Source organism: Methylocystis sp. (assembly GCF_050246715.1).
Classification (GTDB): domain Bacteria; phylum Pseudomonadota; class Alphaproteobacteria; order Rhizobiales; family Beijerinckiaceae; genus Methylocystis.
The window spans coordinates 1-14,117 of the sequence record NZ_JBFWVN010000009.1 but is presented as its reverse complement, the minus strand read 5'-3'; the positions used below and the strand labels follow the sequence as shown (position 1 = coordinate 14,117).

General features: G+C 62.8%; 18 protein-coding genes. 9 read left to right on the top strand and 9 right to left on the bottom strand.

Going from position 1 to position 14,117, the window contains the following annotated elements:
- Positions 1-22 precede the first annotated feature (22 nt).
- From rpmH to AB7I51_RS05395, 6 genes are all read right to left on the bottom strand, one after another.
- Positions 23-157 carry a 50S ribosomal protein L34 gene (rpmH, locus tag AB7I51_RS05420; protein ID WP_083858773.1) on the bottom strand — a complete coding sequence of 45 codons (135 nt, stop codon included), beginning with the start codon at positions 155-157 and terminating at the stop codon, positions 23-25.
- Positions 158-380: 223 nt separating this feature from the next.
- Complete coding sequence (locus tag AB7I51_RS05415; RefSeq protein WP_428404974.1) at positions 381-1,457, bottom strand: cytochrome-c peroxidase; 1,077 nt, start codon at positions 1,455-1,457, stop codon at positions 381-383.
- Positions 1,454-2,137 carry an SCO family protein gene (locus tag AB7I51_RS05410; protein ID WP_428404975.1) on the bottom strand — a complete coding sequence of 228 codons (684 nt, stop codon included), beginning with the start codon at positions 2,135-2,137 and terminating at the stop codon, positions 1,454-1,456. Before AB7I51_RS05410 ends, AB7I51_RS05415 begins: the two co-directional genes overlap by 4 nt.
- Positions 2,134-3,417: a selenium-binding protein SBP56-related protein gene (locus AB7I51_RS05405; protein ID WP_428404976.1), complete on the bottom strand. Its 1,284-nt coding sequence runs from the start codon at positions 3,415-3,417 to the stop codon at positions 2,134-2,136. Before AB7I51_RS05405 ends, AB7I51_RS05410 begins: the two co-directional genes overlap by 4 nt.
- Positions 3,418-3,450: 33 nt before the next feature.
- Positions 3,451-3,720: a DUF4242 domain-containing protein gene (locus AB7I51_RS05400; protein WP_428404977.1), complete on the bottom strand. Its 270-nt coding sequence runs from the start codon at positions 3,718-3,720 to the stop codon at positions 3,451-3,453.
- Positions 3,721-3,785: 65 nt separating this feature from the next.
- Complete coding sequence (locus tag AB7I51_RS05395) at positions 3,786-4,379, bottom strand: TetR/AcrR family transcriptional regulator (RefSeq protein WP_409980010.1); 594 nt, start codon at positions 4,377-4,379, stop codon at positions 3,786-3,788.
- A gap of 543 nt (positions 4,380-4,922) precedes the next feature.
- Here AB7I51_RS05395 and ctrA point away from each other — a divergent pair.
- The 3 genes from ctrA (at position 4,923) to AB7I51_RS05380 (ending at position 7,047) form a co-directional block, all read left to right on the top strand.
- Positions 4,923-5,624: a response regulator transcription factor CtrA gene (gene ctrA, locus AB7I51_RS05390; protein ID WP_409980011.1), complete on the top strand. Its 702-nt coding sequence runs from the start codon at positions 4,923-4,925 to the stop codon at positions 5,622-5,624.
- Between the two features lie 164 nt (positions 5,625-5,788).
- Positions 5,789-6,352 (top strand): DUF4142 domain-containing protein, encoded by a 564-nt coding sequence (locus AB7I51_RS05385; protein ID WP_428404978.1) that lies wholly within the window; start codon positions 5,789-5,791, stop codon positions 6,350-6,352.
- Positions 6,353-6,537: 185 nt separating this feature from the next.
- A complete protein-coding gene (locus AB7I51_RS05380) occupies positions 6,538-7,047 on the top strand; it encodes a DUF1697 domain-containing protein (RefSeq protein WP_428404987.1) in 510 nt (169 codons plus the stop codon).
- Positions 7,048-7,132: 85 nt separating this feature from the next.
- Here AB7I51_RS05380 and AB7I51_RS05375 read toward each other — a convergent pair whose 3' ends face one another.
- Together AB7I51_RS05375 and chpT are read right to left on the bottom strand one after the other, a co-directional pair.
- Entirely contained in the window at positions 7,133-7,342 is a 210-nt protein-coding gene (locus AB7I51_RS05375) for a hypothetical protein (protein ID WP_428404979.1), read from the bottom strand.
- A 124-nt stretch (positions 7,343-7,466) separates the two neighbouring features.
- The gene (gene chpT, locus AB7I51_RS05370) at positions 7,467-8,156 is read right to left on the bottom strand and encodes a histidine phosphotransferase ChpT (RefSeq protein WP_428404980.1); all 690 of its coding nucleotides are present in this window, start codon (positions 8,154-8,156) and stop codon (positions 7,467-7,469) included.
- 189 nt (positions 8,157-8,345) lie between these two features.
- Between chpT and cysQ the strand changes: the two genes are divergently transcribed.
- Both cysQ and AB7I51_RS05360 read left to right on the top strand, forming a co-directional pair.
- Entirely contained in the window at positions 8,346-9,203 is an 858-nt protein-coding gene (gene cysQ / locus AB7I51_RS05365; protein ID WP_428404981.1) for a 3'(2'),5'-bisphosphate nucleotidase CysQ, read from the top strand.
- Positions 9,204-9,327: 124 nt separating this feature from the next.
- On the top strand, positions 9,328-9,924 hold the full coding sequence (locus tag AB7I51_RS05360) for a DUF1134 domain-containing protein (protein WP_428404982.1): 597 nt from the start codon (positions 9,328-9,330) through the stop codon (positions 9,922-9,924).
- Here AB7I51_RS05360 and AB7I51_RS05355 read toward each other — a convergent pair.
- Positions 9,893-10,318, bottom strand: coding sequence for a hypothetical protein (locus AB7I51_RS05355; protein ID WP_428404983.1), 426 nt, complete (start codon positions 10,316-10,318; stop codon positions 9,893-9,895). The two genes, AB7I51_RS05360 and AB7I51_RS05355, sit on opposite strands and share 32 nt — an antisense overlap.
- Before the next feature lie 265 nt (positions 10,319-10,583).
- Here AB7I51_RS05355 and AB7I51_RS05350 point away from each other — a divergent pair, with 265 nt between their 5' ends.
- From AB7I51_RS05350 to AB7I51_RS05335, 4 genes are all read left to right on the top strand, one after another.
- Positions 10,584-11,672 carry a hypothetical protein gene (locus AB7I51_RS05350; protein ID WP_428404984.1) on the top strand — a complete coding sequence of 363 codons (1,089 nt, stop codon included), beginning with the start codon at positions 10,584-10,586 and terminating at the stop codon, positions 11,670-11,672.
- Between the two features lie 124 nt (positions 11,673-11,796).
- Positions 11,797-12,078 carry a YciI family protein gene (locus AB7I51_RS05345; protein ID WP_428404985.1) on the top strand — a complete coding sequence of 94 codons (282 nt, stop codon included), beginning with the start codon at positions 11,797-11,799 and terminating at the stop codon, positions 12,076-12,078.
- Positions 12,078-12,497: an EVE domain-containing protein gene (locus tag AB7I51_RS05340; RefSeq protein ID WP_428404986.1), complete on the top strand. Its 420-nt coding sequence runs from the start codon at positions 12,078-12,080 to the stop codon at positions 12,495-12,497. Before AB7I51_RS05345 ends, AB7I51_RS05340 begins: the two co-directional genes overlap by 1 nt.
- A gap of 192 nt (positions 12,498-12,689) precedes the next feature.
- On the top strand, positions 12,690-13,562 hold the full coding sequence (locus AB7I51_RS05335) for an outer membrane protein (protein ID WP_428404988.1): 873 nt from the start codon (positions 12,690-12,692) through the stop codon (positions 13,560-13,562).
- The last annotated feature ends 555 nt before the right edge of the window (positions 13,563-14,117 follow it).

Below are 14,117 nucleotides of genomic sequence, written 5' to 3'. Positions count from 1 at the left end.
GCCTCGTCCGCTTGGAGCCGGGTTAGGCCGACAGGCGCTTGCGTCCGCGGGCGCGCCGCGCGGCGATAACGTTGCGGCCGCCGACCGTGGCCATGCGGGCGCGAAAGCCGTGGCGCCGCTTGCGCACGATCTTGCTGGGCTGAAATGTCCGTTTCACCGTTCTTCTCCGCTGGCGGAAGGGACTTTAACGCCTGCTCCCGCGCTCGTCTTGTCAATTCCGCTGACGGCGTGCCGCAGACGGGTCAAAAAGTCGTATCGGGGTTCACGACGACACATAGCCGTCACAAAACATTCGCCGCCCCTTGAGGAGCGGCGCCGATGGCAGGCATATAGGAGAAAGCGCGCGATCAAGTCAACGTATGTCGCCGCGAAATCAGGACTCAGAGCGCCTCAAGAAAGGCGACGAGGGATGCCTTCTCCTCAGCGGACAGGCCCAGTGGGCGGATTTGCGGATCAAGCGCCGGATTGGGTCCGCCGCCGCGATCGTAAAACTCGACGACTTCAGCGAGCGTCCCGAGACTGCCGTCATGCATATAGGGCGAGCTCTCTCTTACGCCGCGCAGTATGGGCGTCGTATAGGCCCAGCGGTCGGCGGGCGCATTGGTGATCTCGAAGCGGCCGATGTCGTTCGGCGCGCCGGATTGAGCGAGGCCGACCGCCGCAAGGTCGACATTCTGGAAGACCCCGGGCGCGAGCCGAACCTCGGTTTTCCCTCCCGTCGCCCCGGAACGAAACGCGACGCCGGTGTTGTGCCACGTCTGGTCGGTGAACAGCGCCGTTTGAGGTCCAATTTCATGGCAGGCGACGCAGCCGGCTTTGCCGACGAAAAGCTCATAGCCCTGCCACTCGCGAGGAGTCAGCGCCGATCGCTCGCCGCCATAGAGCGCGCGATCGAAGCGCCCGCCGCCGCGCAGCAGCGAGGCCTCGTAGGCGGCGATAGCGCGCCCGAGCGTCATCATCGTCGCGCCTTCGCCCGGAAAGGCCGCCTCGAACAGCGGTCCATAGTCCGTGTCGGCGCGGAGGCGGGCGATCAGCGGGCCAATACCGGCGTTGCCCATCTCGTCGGCGGCGAGCAGCGGCCCCCAGACCTGCGCGGCGAGATCGATCTCGCGACCGTCGTGGAACAGGAATTTCTTGAAGACGACATTATAAAGCGAGGGCGCGTTACGCCGCAGCGAGCGCCCCTCCATGCCGATCGAAAGCGCGCTTTGGTTTGAGGCGAACCCCTGCCCGGGAATGTGGCACATGGCGCAGGAGAGCGTGCCGTTCGCGGAAAGGCTGCGGTCGAAGAACAGCTTCTCGCCAAGCTTGCGCATCGTTGGCGTTCCCGCGACTGCGGCGGGAACTGGAGGGAGGCCCAAAGGGAGTTTGATGGCCTCCCCTGCAGCGCTGTTGATGCAGCCAATCACAGCGAGAATGGTCAGAAGGCGCGCAATGAAGAACTGCGCGCCGTTCATTTTAAGGCGACCGCGTTGCTCGCGTCCGGAAATTCCATCGCGAGCGTCCGGAGGTCATTCAGCAAGCCTTCTGTCGTCAAGAACGCCGTGCTGTAGATCTCGCGGACCCAGCCTTCGGGATCGATCAAAAACACTTTCAGCATATGATTGATCGCGCCGGTGCGCCTTCCGGCGCGATCCGTCTCATAGGCGATATTCTGACCCATGGCGGAGAGCAGCGGCGTCATCTCTGCTTCGCTCGCGCCGACGAGAAAGACCCAGGGCACGTCGCCGCCCCGCTCCTGCGTCTCGAGCATGCGCAAGACGGAAGGCGTGTCGCGATTGGGATCGAGGCTGACGAAGACAAGGCGCAGCCTGCCCTTCAGGAGCGGATCGGTCTCCGCCTGCTTTCGCGTCTCTTCAAATGTGGACCAGGCGACCGGGCAGCCGAGGGGATCGGCGCAGCGCGAATAGAAGAAGCCGAGCGCCGTTACCGCGCCCCGCGTGTATGCGGAGAGCGACGTCCGTCTGCCTTGCGCGTCGAGCAGCGACGCCTCTGGCGCGCTCTGGATCGAATGCAGCACATAGCTTCCGGGCGCCGGCAGTCTCGTGGCCGCCGGGTCCACAGCGAAGGCCGACGTCGCTCCGAGCGCGAGCGCAAAGGCGATCGTGGCTCTCAGGCCGCTGCGGCGCGCGCTCACGGCAGCTCGGCCTTCTGCGCGCGCGCGGTAAACTTCATATGATGCGCGCGGCCGAGCCCCTCCTTGTGGAAGTCGACGACGAAATCCTGCTTCAGCTCCTTGCCGTCCCAGGAGTAGCCCTTGAGGAACTGCTCGTTTTCCGCGCCCTTCTTGTCCCAGTTGGCGAGCAGCGACGTCGTGAAATAGACGCGCTTCCCGTCCCAGCTTTGCGAGACCATGTTCACCTGCGCGCCGATCTTTTTCGCATAGACCTGTTTCGGCGCTTCCGGATCGGAAAGATCGAAGAGCCGCGCCGTCCCGTCCATGAACGTGTTGACCCAAAGCGACGAAGCGTCGGACGAAATCGAAATGTCGACGGGCAAGGGAATCTTCGACGGATCGCCAATGTCGGCGACGGCTTTCGCCCGCCATTCGTTCTTGTCGTCCTGTTTGATCAGATAAAGTTTGGAGGTGAGCGCGCCGGCGGTGATCGCCCAATTGGCGCCGGGCTTCAGCGCCCAACGAATTTCGAGCGGCGCGCCGGGGACGGAAAAGACTTTTAGAGGCTTCATCGCCTTCAAATCCCACATCACCATCGTGTTCCCGAAGTTCTTCATCGCGGAACTGTCCTGGATGAGTTGCGAGAGATCCATCATGTAATTGGTCCAGCCGGTGAAACTTGACGTCAGCATGCGGTTCTGGGCCGGATTGATGGCGATGTCGTAGCCATAGCCGTCGCCGCCGTCATCAAGCGGCATGGGCGTCGTCGTCACGAGCTCGCCGGCATTGTTGTAGGTGATCAGCCCGGTGACGCCGCCGTGATCCTTGTTGTTGGAAAGCGCCTGCACGAGCATGCGGCCAGGCAGCGCGTAAAATGTGTGCGGCCCGACGTAGCCTGTGCTCTCGGCAAGATTGTCGATGGTCTTGACGAGCTTCGGCGTCGAGGGATCGGAGCCGACGTCGAAAATGAAAATCTTGTTATCGTCGAGACGGCCCGCCCAGAGATGTTTGCGATCGTCGGTGAATCCCATGTGATGCGCTTCACCGCGCCCGCCGACGGAAATGGCGTGAATCACCTTGCCGTAAGTCGAAGAGCCAGGAATGACGTCGATCGTGACGAGCTTGTCGGATCCATCGCCAACGCCTTTTTCGCCAAGCGTCCAGACATGGAGATACTGCTCCTGCCCTTTGATCAGACCGGTCATGAACGGCGAGTTGCAGGTTTCGTCCGCAGCGGCAGGCGCAAGCGCCCAAGCCAAGGCGAGCGCGCAGACGGCGGCGCGAGACGGCAAGCTTTTCATTTGAACCATTCTCCCTTCTTGGTCAGACCCCGGTCAGGCTGTGGCAGGGTCTATGATCGCCCTGATTTCGCTGATCCGGTTTGCTGGAAAGCCTCCTTGCGCCGCATGTTCTTTGATCGCTTCCGCGTCGTCCGCGATGTAAACGCAATAGAGCTTATCGTCGGTGACATAACTCTCGATCCATTGCGCCCTCGGGCCGAGTTCGCGCAGGACCGCGCAGGAGCGCTGCGAAACCGCCTGAAGATCGGCTTGCGTCATCTGGCCGGCGCCGGGAATGTCGCGTTCAATGATGAATTTCGGCATTGTCCATCCTTCCTATCTAGCAACGTGTTTATATGACCGGTCGTCTCATCTCAGCGAAAAATAGATCACGCCTTGAAGTAGCCGTTTAGCAGCATGTCGCAAAACTGCGTCAGCGGACGCACGGAGCGCTCGATTTTCATGCGCAGCAATGCCCCCTGCCAGACATTGACGAGGAAATCCGCCATGTCCTTCGCCTCCATGTCGGTGCGGAATCTACCTTCGCGCTGAGCCCGGGCGATTCCCTCGCGCAGTTTGTCACGATAGCGATGGACAGCCTGACGCAGCGACGTCTGGCAGAGTTCGCTCGTGTCGCCGATCTCGCCGATGAGATTGCCAAGGAGGCATCCGCCTTTGAAATCACGACGCTCCGTCTCCTCGATCATCTCCTCAAAATATCCCTTGAGCGCGACGTCAGCGGTGACGCCCTCACGGCGCAGATGCGCGTCGAGTTGTTGGATGAATGGCTCGATGTAATGTTTGACGACCTCTGCGCTGAACGCCTCTTTGCTTTCGAAGTAATTGTAAAAGGAGCCTTTGGGCACGCCGACGCTCTGCACCAACTCCTGCAGCCCGGTGCCGTGATAGCCCTGCTCCATTAGGAGCGCGACTCCACGGTCTAGGAGTTTCTCTCTCAACTCATTTACGTCGCGTCGGCTCATGGCGTCATGATATGACCAGTCGTCTTATTTTGGCAAGAGGGGCGCAAGGGCGCAAGACAGCCTCTCGCGCGCCAATCGCAATGGATGAAAAGCGCGATGAAGCGAGTTTGCCGAGGCCAAGGGCTTGGTCCGCTGCGCGCATCGTCAGCATTTCTTCGCTGCGCCTCATTCACGCCGCGCATCGGGCCTGATGATGATGCAAATGGGGCGAGAAACGCTGATGCGCAGCCTCGCCTTAGCCCCGAATACGCGTCGCGTATTTTGTCTTTGCCCACCTGACTCGCAACGGCGTATAGATTGGTAACGACGTGATTCGCGTCGCCGTCCGTATCCTTCCAGACGTTGCGTAATGCGTCCGCCTTGCTTGGCGCCCATGATTAAGACTTTGGGCCGCGTTTGAGGCGTAAGTGAAGGTTTATTAACCAATTCCGCTTACCTTCCAGGAAGGTCGGTCAGGTCGCTGGGGCGAGGACTCGCCGGCCCATTGGCGCGCGCCCTTGGCGCGTGCCGGTTGCGGACGACGAAGCTCGGTGGGGAACCAACATGCGCGTTTTATTGATCGAGGACGACAGCGCAACGGCTCAGAGCATCGAGCTCATGCTCAAGTCCGAGAATTTCAACGTCTATACGACCGATCTCGGCGAAGAGGGCATCGATCTCGGCAAGCTTTACGACTACGACATCATTCTTCTCGACCTCAATCTTCCAGACATGTCCGGCTATGAGGTGCTGCGCACGCTGCGCGTCGCCAAGGTGAAGACGCCGATCCTCATTCTCTCCGGACTGGCCGGCATCGAAGACAAGGTCAAGGGCCTCGGCTTCGGCGCCGACGACTATCTAACTAAGCCCTTCCATAAGGACGAACTCGTCGCCCGCATTCACGCGATCGTGCGCCGCTCCAAGGGCCACGCCCAGTCGGTGATCATCACCGGCGAACTCGTCGTCAATCTCGATCAGAAGACGGTGGAAGTCGCCGGGGCCCGCGTGCATCTGACCGGCAAGGAATATCAGATGCTGGAGCTGCTCTCGCTGCGCAAGGGCACGACTCTGACCAAGGAAATGTTCCTCAACCATCTCTATGGCGGGATGGATGAGCCGGAACTGAAAATCATCGACGTCTTCATCTGCAAATTGCGCAAGAAGCTCGCCAACGCCAGCGAAGGCCGCAACTATATCGAGACCGTCTGGGGCCGCGGCTATGTGCTGCGCGAGCCGAGCGAGGCGGATGAGCGCATTACGGCTTAAGGCGCGCGGCGCTTCAATCCAGCACGGCTAAAATTTAAGAAGTCTCCCGGAAAAAGGCAGCGCCTCAGGACGCGGCTTTTTCTTCGCGCGAGCGGAAGCCTGTCGCGGAACAGGCGTGCGCGCAATCGGTTTAGCGTGGGGGGCGAACGTCTGAGGAGACGAAGATGAGAAAACCCCTTCTGGCGGGCGCCATCGCGCTTGCGCTTCTGGCGCCGAGCCTCGTCCTTGCGGCGTCCTGGTCGAGAACGGCGCCGATGACCCGATCGCCGACGCGCGCCGACGCCACGACCCAGAACTTCGCGGACGCCGCCTGGAACATCAACAATTTTGAAATTCAGGCCGGACGGGAAGCCGAGAGCAAGGCGAGCGGGCGCGACTATCTCGACTATGCGCGCATGATTGAGAAGGATCACGCCAGTCTCGACGACGGGCTGAAGCAAATCATGCAGCAGAGCAGATTCCCCGTTCCGACCGCGCTCGACAAGGAACACATGAATCTTCTGCAGCAATTGTCCGCGATGACCGGCGCACGCTTCGAAGATCAATTCCGGACGCAGCAGATCGATGGACATGAGAAGGCGGTGAAGCTTTTCGAGCATTACGCGAAGAGCGGTCAGAATGCGGAGCTGAAGAAATGGGCGCAAAGCGCCATTCCGACGCTGGAGAAGCATTTGCGCGACGCCAAGGCGCTGCCGCGTCCCGCGCATGGCGCGCATGCGGCGCGATAGCTCGGCGTCTGCCGCCACGCCGACCGGCCCCGCCGGACATCGCAGGATCCGCGCTCAAGTCCGGCGCGGGTCCTCGCGAGCGGATCATGCGCGACGCCCATGACGAAATTTCGCATATAAGAGGCGACCATAATCTCGTTCGACTGTCGGTTGACCGCCGCCCTTCCCGCGTGCTCACCTTCGGCATGACCAAATACATCGCATTGTTGCGGGCGGTGAATGTCGGCGGAACCGGCAAGCTTTCAATGGCTGACTTAAAGGCGATGTGTCGCGAAGCCGGCTTCGACCATGTCGAAACATATATTGCGAGCGGCAATGTCGTCTTCGAAGCCAAGAACTCTCCCGCAAAAGTGAAATCGGCGCTTGAGGCGAAGTTGCTCGCCTACGCCGGCAAGCCCGTGGGCGTGCTGCTGCGCTCGGCCAGCGAGATGAAGGCCGTTTTGGAAGGGAATCCCTTCCCGAAACATCCGCCCAATTTCACCGTCGCGATTTTTCTCGACGAACCGCCGCCGCCCGATGCGTTAGATCACGCAGTGGGCGGCGCGGACGAGGAAATGCGCTTGGGCGCGCGGGAAATTTATGTCCGCTATGGCGCCGGCATGGGCCGTTCGAAATTGAAAATTCCTGCGGCGAGCCAAGGCACCGCGAGAAATATGAATACCGTCGCGAAACTCGTCAGCATGGCTCAAGACTGACCGCCGCTCGCGCCCAGATTTTTTCGTTTTCGCGTCACAGCGGGCGCCGCGACGCGTCGGCGGGAATCTTTTGTTGCGCGACGCCTTATTTGCCGCCCATTTCCGGGGCGCCGTCGGCCGGCTTGTCCGCCTTGGCCTTTCGGCCGCATTGGGTCTGCTGTCTGCAATCCTGCTTCGCGGCGGGCGCCTTGGAGCGGCTAGGGCTCTTGCCCTTGGCGACGGCGGGGGCCGCTCCGGCAAGCACCAGCGCGATGGCGGCGGCGGCCGTCGAGGCGGAACCGATCGAGATTTTCATTCAGCATCTCCGCATGCAGCTTTTTTTTCGTCGACTCAGAGCCGCTTAATTCGCCATTAGGGAACTGGACTGCATGATCTTACGGCGATCGGGCGCGAAAAGCCCATTCCCGGCTAGCACCTTCTCAGGCGGCGGCGCTCTCTGCGGAATCGTCCGAGCCGGCCGTCTGCGCCTGCGTCGGAACCGCCTCGATGGTCACGAGTTCGGGCTCGCCCGATACGACGACCCGCATCCCGCACGCCTTTGAGACAAGGCCGGCGTAATAGGCTTGAATGGCGCGCGCGTCGATCGCGCCCTCCTCCGATTCGCCTTCCACGAGCTGCGGCACATTGGCGGCGACTCGCGCGTTTACGCCCTTCGCCTCGATCCTGAACGCCAGTCCGTCGTCTTCGCCCGAGGAGCTCACCGAGATGATTCCGCCGCGCGGAATCGCCGCGTCGGCGAGAAGGCACAGATTGAGGAGCAGCTTCACCTTGTTCTTAGACATCAGCACGCGCGGCACGCTCCACAAAAGCTGCGTGCGCTCATCGGCGATCAGCTGCCGCGTGACGAGTTCGGCGTCGCCCGTGTCGATCGAGGCGCCCTTCGAGCCTGCCGCGCCGAAGGCGAGCCGGCAAAACTGCAGCCGCGCCGAGGCCTCATTGGCGCTCGACTTGATCAGCGCCAGCGCGTGGCCGCGCATTTCGGCGTCCTTCTCCTCTTCGAGAACTTCAAGGCCATTGACGATCGCGCCGACCGGCGAGATGACGTCGTGGCAGACCCTTGACGACAGGAGCGCGGCGAGATCGAGCGGATCGAGCGAGAATTTGGTCATGGCGCCATCCAAAGCGGGCGAAAGCGGCGAGGTCCAAGAAAGTTCGGTCTAAACTTCCTGTAGAATACGCGACGCAATGACGTAGCGCGCGAATCACCGCATTCAGGCTGATCGAAACTAGCGGGCGCGGCGCGGATTGCAAATCACGCGCGCAGCAAATTTTTTGAACGAGCGAGGAGAAATCGAACGATGACGGAAGACAAATCCTTGCATTCGGCGATCGCGTCCGACGAGATCGAAGACCTCGCCCGCCTGTTCGCGAATCTCGCGATCGCCGCCGGCGCGCTGGCGATGGAGACGTTCAACAACGCGAAAATCGAGTCGCGCCTCAAGAACGACAGGTCGCCGGTCACTGAGGCTGATGAGCACGTCGAGGCTTATTTGCTTCGCGAGCTGGAAAAATCTTTGCCCGGCGTTCCCTTTTTGGCCGAGGAGAGCGCCGCGCGTAGCAAGTCCTTCGGCGCCAACGACGCCTTTCTGTTGATCGATCCGATTGACGGCACCCGCGAGTTTCTCTCCCGCAGCTCTGATTTCACCATCAATGTGGCGCTCGCTGAAAATGGCGCGGCGCGAGCCGGCGCCGTCTATGCGCCCGCGCAAGGGCGCGTCTGGTTCGCGGGCGCGCGCGGCTATGAGGCGGAGGCGGTTCCTGGCCGATCCTTGCCCGCGTTGCAGGACTGGCGATTGCTTCAAGCGCGGCCGCGACCCCAAGACGGCATGGTCGCGCTGATTTCAAAATCCCATCTCGACGAGGAGACGAAGGCGTTTCTGTCCAGCCAGCGCATTGCGCGCAGCGTGCCCGCCGGGTCCTCGCTCAAATTCTGCCTGCTGGCCAGGGGCGAGGCGGACGTCTATCCCCGCTTCGGTCCGACCATGGAATGGGACACGGCGGCGGGCGACGCGGTGCTGCGCGCGGCCGGCGGCGCCACGCTTGATCCGCAAGGCGCGCCGCTGCGCTACGGCAAGAGTGACGCCTTCTATCGCAACGGCCCGTTCATCGCCTGGGCCGACGCCCCCGCGCACGACGCCGCCGCAACGCTTCCTTAACCGCGACGCGCGATTTTAAGGGGAGCAACGCCGGGCGTCGCCTTTGCGACGCCGCTGCGCCGCGCGTCGGCCATGGTTCGCGCCGATGCTTGCCGCAATATCTGGGTTCCGGAGCTTCGTCGCCATGAGCAAATCTTCGTTCAACGCCGCCTCGCGTCGCGACCTCATTCGCCTCGCCGCCGCTTCGGCCTGCGCATGGGCGGCGCCATTGTCTTTCGCGCGCGCCGCTCAGCGCCCCGAAACCTTTTCGAGCGGCGAGATCGTCGAGAACGGCCATCGTTTTTTCGGCTCGATCTCCCGTGGGCTCGCTGAGGGCGTCGAGCGCGCCTCGCGCCAGTGGGGCAGCCCGAACGCCTATATCCTCGGCCAGGAGGCGAGCGGGGCGTTCGTCGGCGGTCTCCGCTACGGCGAGGGCACGATGTATACGCGCAACGCCGGCCAGCAGCGCGTCTTTTGGCAAGGACCTTCGATCGGCCTCGACGCTGGCGGCGACGGCGATCGGACGATGATGCTGGTCTATAATCTTCCGTCCGTCGACGCCATTTATCGGCGGTTCTCCGGCGCCAATGGATCGGCCTATCTCGTCGGCGGATTCGGCTTCACCGCGCTCAACAATGACGAGGTCGTCGTCATGCCGGTCCGCTCCGGACTCGGCGCGCGGCTCGGCCTCAATCTCGGCTATCTCAAATTCACGCCGGAATCGACTTGGAACCCGTTCTGAAACGATCGGAGGACGGCTCCAGCGGCTCACGCGCGACGAAACCGCATATGCCGCAGGCGTCGTCGCCGCGCTGCCGGCGCCAGCGGCAGTCCTGACGAATGCTGCAATCGTATGCGGGGCTCGGCCTGACTGGCGCGCTAGCCTCCGCCAGTAGTTGCGCGATTCGGCCAAGCAGCTCGCATCCGCCGCCGCTCCAATGCGCGCAGTCGTTTTCGACGCAAGCCGGCGCGAATCGGTTGCGCGCGGCCGGCGCGCCTTGCGTCTGCGCCGCCGCCAGAAAGCCTTCGTCCACAGCAAGCGTCGTCATGAAGGGACCGGCGCTCGGGGGCTGATCGCCAATCTTGCGCGCGCCGACGTGAAGCGCCGGAACGAAAGGGCAGCGCAAGGCGCTCATCGAGCAGGACGCGCGAACTGCGGCGCGACGCGCTCGCCGGCGCCGCCATAAAAAAGGCGGGCAAATTTAAACATATGGCTTCTCTCCTATTCGTCCGAGATCTACGCGCGCCGCGCGATTGATGCGCCTTCTGCCGCGCGCCGGCGGAGAAGTCGTCATCTAAACAGAGGAAGCGCAAACAGCGTGACAAACCCCTCTGGCGGCGACCGACGACGCGAATCGCCCGGCGCGCTTTGCGTTCGGCGTCGTTACGTGGCAAAATCAAATGGCGCCGTCCGCTTTGAGACGGATCAAGGGTTGCTGCGTCTTGATCGAACAAGCGATGTATTTTGCGCTCGGCTTTCTCGTCGCCGGGCTTTTCGCCTTGATGTTCCTGCCCGCTTTCTGGCGGCGCGCGCTTCGGCTTTCGATGCGGCGACTGCAGATGCTTGCGCCGATGACGATGGAGGAGGTCTTCGCCGAGCGCGATCTGCTGCGCGCCGAATTCGCCGTCCGCGAGCGGCGATTTGAACAGGCGATGGAGGCGGTTCAGTCCTCGCGCGCCGCCGATCTCGCGACGATCGGCCGCCATGTAGCTCAAATCGCCGATCTCGAAACGCAACTCAAGCGCGCCGCGGCCGACAATCGCGACATGAATGTCCGCGTCGGCGACGCGCAAAAGGCTTTGGCGGAGCGCACCGGCCTTCTGCACGCCACGGAGAAGGCGCTGCAGGATATGACCGACCGCGCCGAGACCCGCATCGCGCAGATGCGGCTGATTCGATCCGAGACGTCGCAACTCAACGAAGAGGCCGGCGTGCAGCTGGAAGGGCTCGTCGCCGCCTATGAGGCGCGCGTCGCGGCGCTACATCAGCACAATGCCGAATTGCAGGGCGTTCTGGAGGCTCTGCGCGAGGAACATGCGCGGGCCGGCCTGCCGGACGCGCGGGCGACCGAGCTCGAACATCAGCTCGCGCATATTTCGGGCGAGCTCGCGGCGACCCGCGCGCTGGGCGAGACGCTCGCCGCCGAACTCGACGAGGCGCGGGTGAAGCTCAAAGCCGCCGAGGAGCGCCAGAAGGGCGAGGCGGACCAATTGGAGGACGCGCTGCGCCTCGCCCGCGCCGAAGCCAATGACGCCGCCGGAAAGCTCGAATCGGCGCGCGCCGACAACGCCATGCTGCAAGGCGCCGTGGAGGCGTTGCGCGCCGACCGGGCCAATCAGCGTCGCGCCGCCACTAGCGCGGCCAAGGGACTGTCCGTCGTTCCCGCCGCGGCGAGCGACGCCGAAATCGCCTCCCTGCGGGAAGCGATCCTCGAATTCGGCGACCGCGTGGTCGCGCAGGACTACGAGGCGCCGGCCAAGCGCGCCTGAGGCGCGGCCCCTTCCCTGCCACCAAAACTTTCGTCCGAAAGCGGAATCGCACGCGCGCGCGGTTGACCGGCGGCGCGCGCTTTGGAACAAGTTGCGCCTTCCTCCTTCTCACGCGAGGCCGCTGGTGCTCTTCGTCGCCCTTTGTCTGGATAAGCCCGATCACCTCGATTTGCGCCTGTCGACGCGCGCCGCTCATCTCGCTTTTCTCGAAAAGCACGCCGCGCGGGTGAAGCTCGGCGGCCCCTTTCTCGACGGCGAAACACCCGTCGGCTCCATGCTCGTTCTCGACTGCGAAGACGAGGCGGCGGCGCACGCGCTGCTTAGCGAAGACCCTTACGCCCTCGCCGGCCTCTTCGCCTCTGTCGAATTGAAACCCTGGAAACGCGTGGTGGGGGCGCAGCTCTGATGGCGCATTGGCTTCTAAAGAGCGAGCCGTCGAGCTGGTCCTGGGATCAGCAGGTCGAGGCCGGCGCCAAGGGCACCTTCTGGAACGGGGTGCGCAATCACTCGGCCAAGCTCAATCTGATGGCGATGAAGAAGGGCGAGCGCGGCTTCTTCTATCATTCCAACGAGGACAAGGCGGTCGTCGGGATTGTCGAGATCATCAAGACCTATTATCCCGACCACACCGACGAGACCGGCAAATTCGGCATGGTAGACGTGAAGGCGGTAAAGGGTCTGAAGAAGCCGGTGACGCTCGCGCAAATCAAGGCTGAGCCGCGTCTCAAGGACATGATTCTCGTCAATAATTCGCGCCTCTCCGTACAGCCGGTGACCGATGAAGAATGGCGCGTGGTGCTGGAGATGGCTGGCGAGAAGCCATAGGACGAGAGTCGATCGCCATCTGTTGCAGATATGGCACACGCATCGTGAAATGAACCAAAGTCGCTGCAAAAGCGTAAGGTTTTGATTGCGAAAAGCCTTTCGCCTTGCTCATTTCCCCTCAAGCTCTAGCTGAAATTTGCTTGCAGTGGCGGGGACAAAGCAGTGACGAATAAATTCATCGCGGGCGCGGTTATGGCTCTGGCGCTCGCCGCCGGATCGGCGTTCGCCGCGGACCTTCCTTCCCTCAAGGCGCCGCCGGCCTACGTCCCGCCGCCGCCGCCGCTGTGGACCGGCTTCCACGTCGGTCTGAACGCCGGCGGCACGTGGGCTGCGAGCACGACGACCAACTTCGCTTCGGCGCCGTTCTTCATCAATGACGTGGAGAACGCCCCGTGGGCGGCCGCTATGGCGATCACAGGCACGGGCGCGCTCTCGACCAACAACGGCGGCTTCATCGGCGGCGGACAGCTCGGCTACGACTGGCAATTCAACGATCGCTTCCTTGCCGGAATCGAGACCGACGTTCAGGGACTCGCCGGCGCAAGTAACCGCGCCTCCGCATTGACGCTCGTCCCCGCGCCGGTAGCCGGGCTCAACCTTCTGACCAGCGTCTCGAGCGGCAAGTCGCTCGATTTTCTCGGCACCGCGCGCGCCCGCCTTGGCTATCTCATCACCCCGACATTGCTCGCCTATGCGACCGGCGGCCTCATCTATGGCCAGGCGACCTCGACCACGAATTTCTTCCAGACCGTGCCCAATGACGATCCCGGCTTCCTGCTGATCGGCGCCAGTCAGGGACGGTATTCGCAGATGCGCGTCGGCTGGACCGCCGGCGGCGGATTGGAATGGATGTTCTGGCCGCAGTGGAGCGCCAAGCTCGAATATCTCTTCTATGATCTTGGCGCAGGTTCTTATCCGGTGGCGGTCGCCACGGACTGGGAGCTGCCAGAATTGTTGGCCGCCACCGCCACACAAGCCCGCACGCGTTTCGACGGCCATGTCGTCCGCGTCGGCGTGAACTATCATCTGAACTGGGGCGTCGCGCCGGTCGTCGCGAAATACTGACGCCCGACCAAAAAAGCGCCCGGCCAGGTCGGTCGAGCGCAGTCCAAGGGGAGGGGGAGCTCCGTGTGGATGGAACCCGCGGGGGTCAAGAATTGTTCCCGGCGGCGCTCGAAACTCTGTTTAGAAACGCAGCCTTTACAATAACATCTAGCGCATGACCCCTGGGGTCAGGCGCATGTTCTCGCCGCCTCTTGCCCCGCCCCTGTCTCACCTGCAGGGCTCCGAATCCAGATTAACGAGGCCTCATCTCACAGCGTCATGGCCGCGCTTGTCGCGGCCATCCACGCGATGACGCCCCGCAAATGTGAAAACATGAGCCGGACAGGCCGCCTCTGCTCGAAGCGTTGCGCGATGTCCCGGCGTGGATGGCCGGGACAAGCCCGGCCATGATGGCTGAGAGTGAGCTGAAATCAACCCGAGTTCGACGCCCTAGCCCGTCTTATTCGTGACGGCGCGACTTTCGGCGTCGTCGTGATGTCGGGCGGCATGGCCGCGCGGCGGCGTTCGGGTTTTTCACCCCTTCTAGGACCGCACTTTATGGAACGCGTTGGAGGG

Coding starts and splice junctions, on each gene's coding strand:
- AB7I51_RS05355 (WP_428404983.1), bottom strand. CDS start 10,318: ATGAGCGCCTTGCGCTGCCCTTTCGTTCCGGCGCTTCACGTCGGCGCG.
- AB7I51_RS05375 (WP_428404979.1), bottom strand. CDS start 7,342: ATGAAAATCTCGATCGGTTCCGCCTCGACGGCCGCCGCCGCCATCGCG.
- AB7I51_RS05415 (WP_428404974.1), bottom strand. CDS start 1,457: ATGAACGGCGCGCAGTTCTTCATTGCGCGCCTTCTGACCATTCTCGCT.
- chpT (WP_428404980.1), bottom strand. CDS start 8,156: ATGACCAAATTCTCGCTCGATCCGCTCGATCTCGCCGCGCTCCTGTCG.
- AB7I51_RS05350 (WP_428404984.1), top strand. CDS start 10,584: ATGGCGCCGTCCGCTTTGAGACGGATCAAGGGTTGCTGCGTCTTGATC.
- AB7I51_RS05335 (WP_428404988.1), top strand. CDS start 12,690: ATGGCTCTGGCGCTCGCCGCCGGATCGGCGTTCGCCGCGGACCTTCCT.
- AB7I51_RS05400 (WP_428404977.1), bottom strand. CDS start 3,720: ATGCCGAAATTCATCATTGAACGCGACATTCCCGGCGCCGGCCAGATG.
- AB7I51_RS05340 (WP_428404986.1), top strand. CDS start 12,078: ATGGCGCATTGGCTTCTAAAGAGCGAGCCGTCGAGCTGGTCCTGGGAT.
- AB7I51_RS05395 (WP_409980010.1), bottom strand. CDS start 4,379: ATGAGCCGACGCGACGTAAATGAGTTGAGAGAGAAACTCCTAGACCGT.
- cysQ (WP_428404981.1), top strand. CDS start 8,346: ATGACGGAAGACAAATCCTTGCATTCGGCGATCGCGTCCGACGAGATC.
- AB7I51_RS05405 (WP_428404976.1), bottom strand. CDS start 3,417: ATGAAAAGCTTGCCGTCTCGCGCCGCCGTCTGCGCGCTCGCCTTGGCT.
- AB7I51_RS05380 (WP_428404987.1), top strand. CDS start 6,538: ATGACCAAATACATCGCATTGTTGCGGGCGGTGAATGTCGGCGGAACC.
- AB7I51_RS05385 (WP_428404978.1), top strand. CDS start 5,789: ATGAGAAAACCCCTTCTGGCGGGCGCCATCGCGCTTGCGCTTCTGGCG.
- ctrA (WP_409980011.1), top strand. CDS start 4,923: ATGCGCGTTTTATTGATCGAGGACGACAGCGCAACGGCTCAGAGCATC.
- AB7I51_RS05360 (WP_428404982.1), top strand. CDS start 9,328: ATGAGCAAATCTTCGTTCAACGCCGCCTCGCGTCGCGACCTCATTCGC.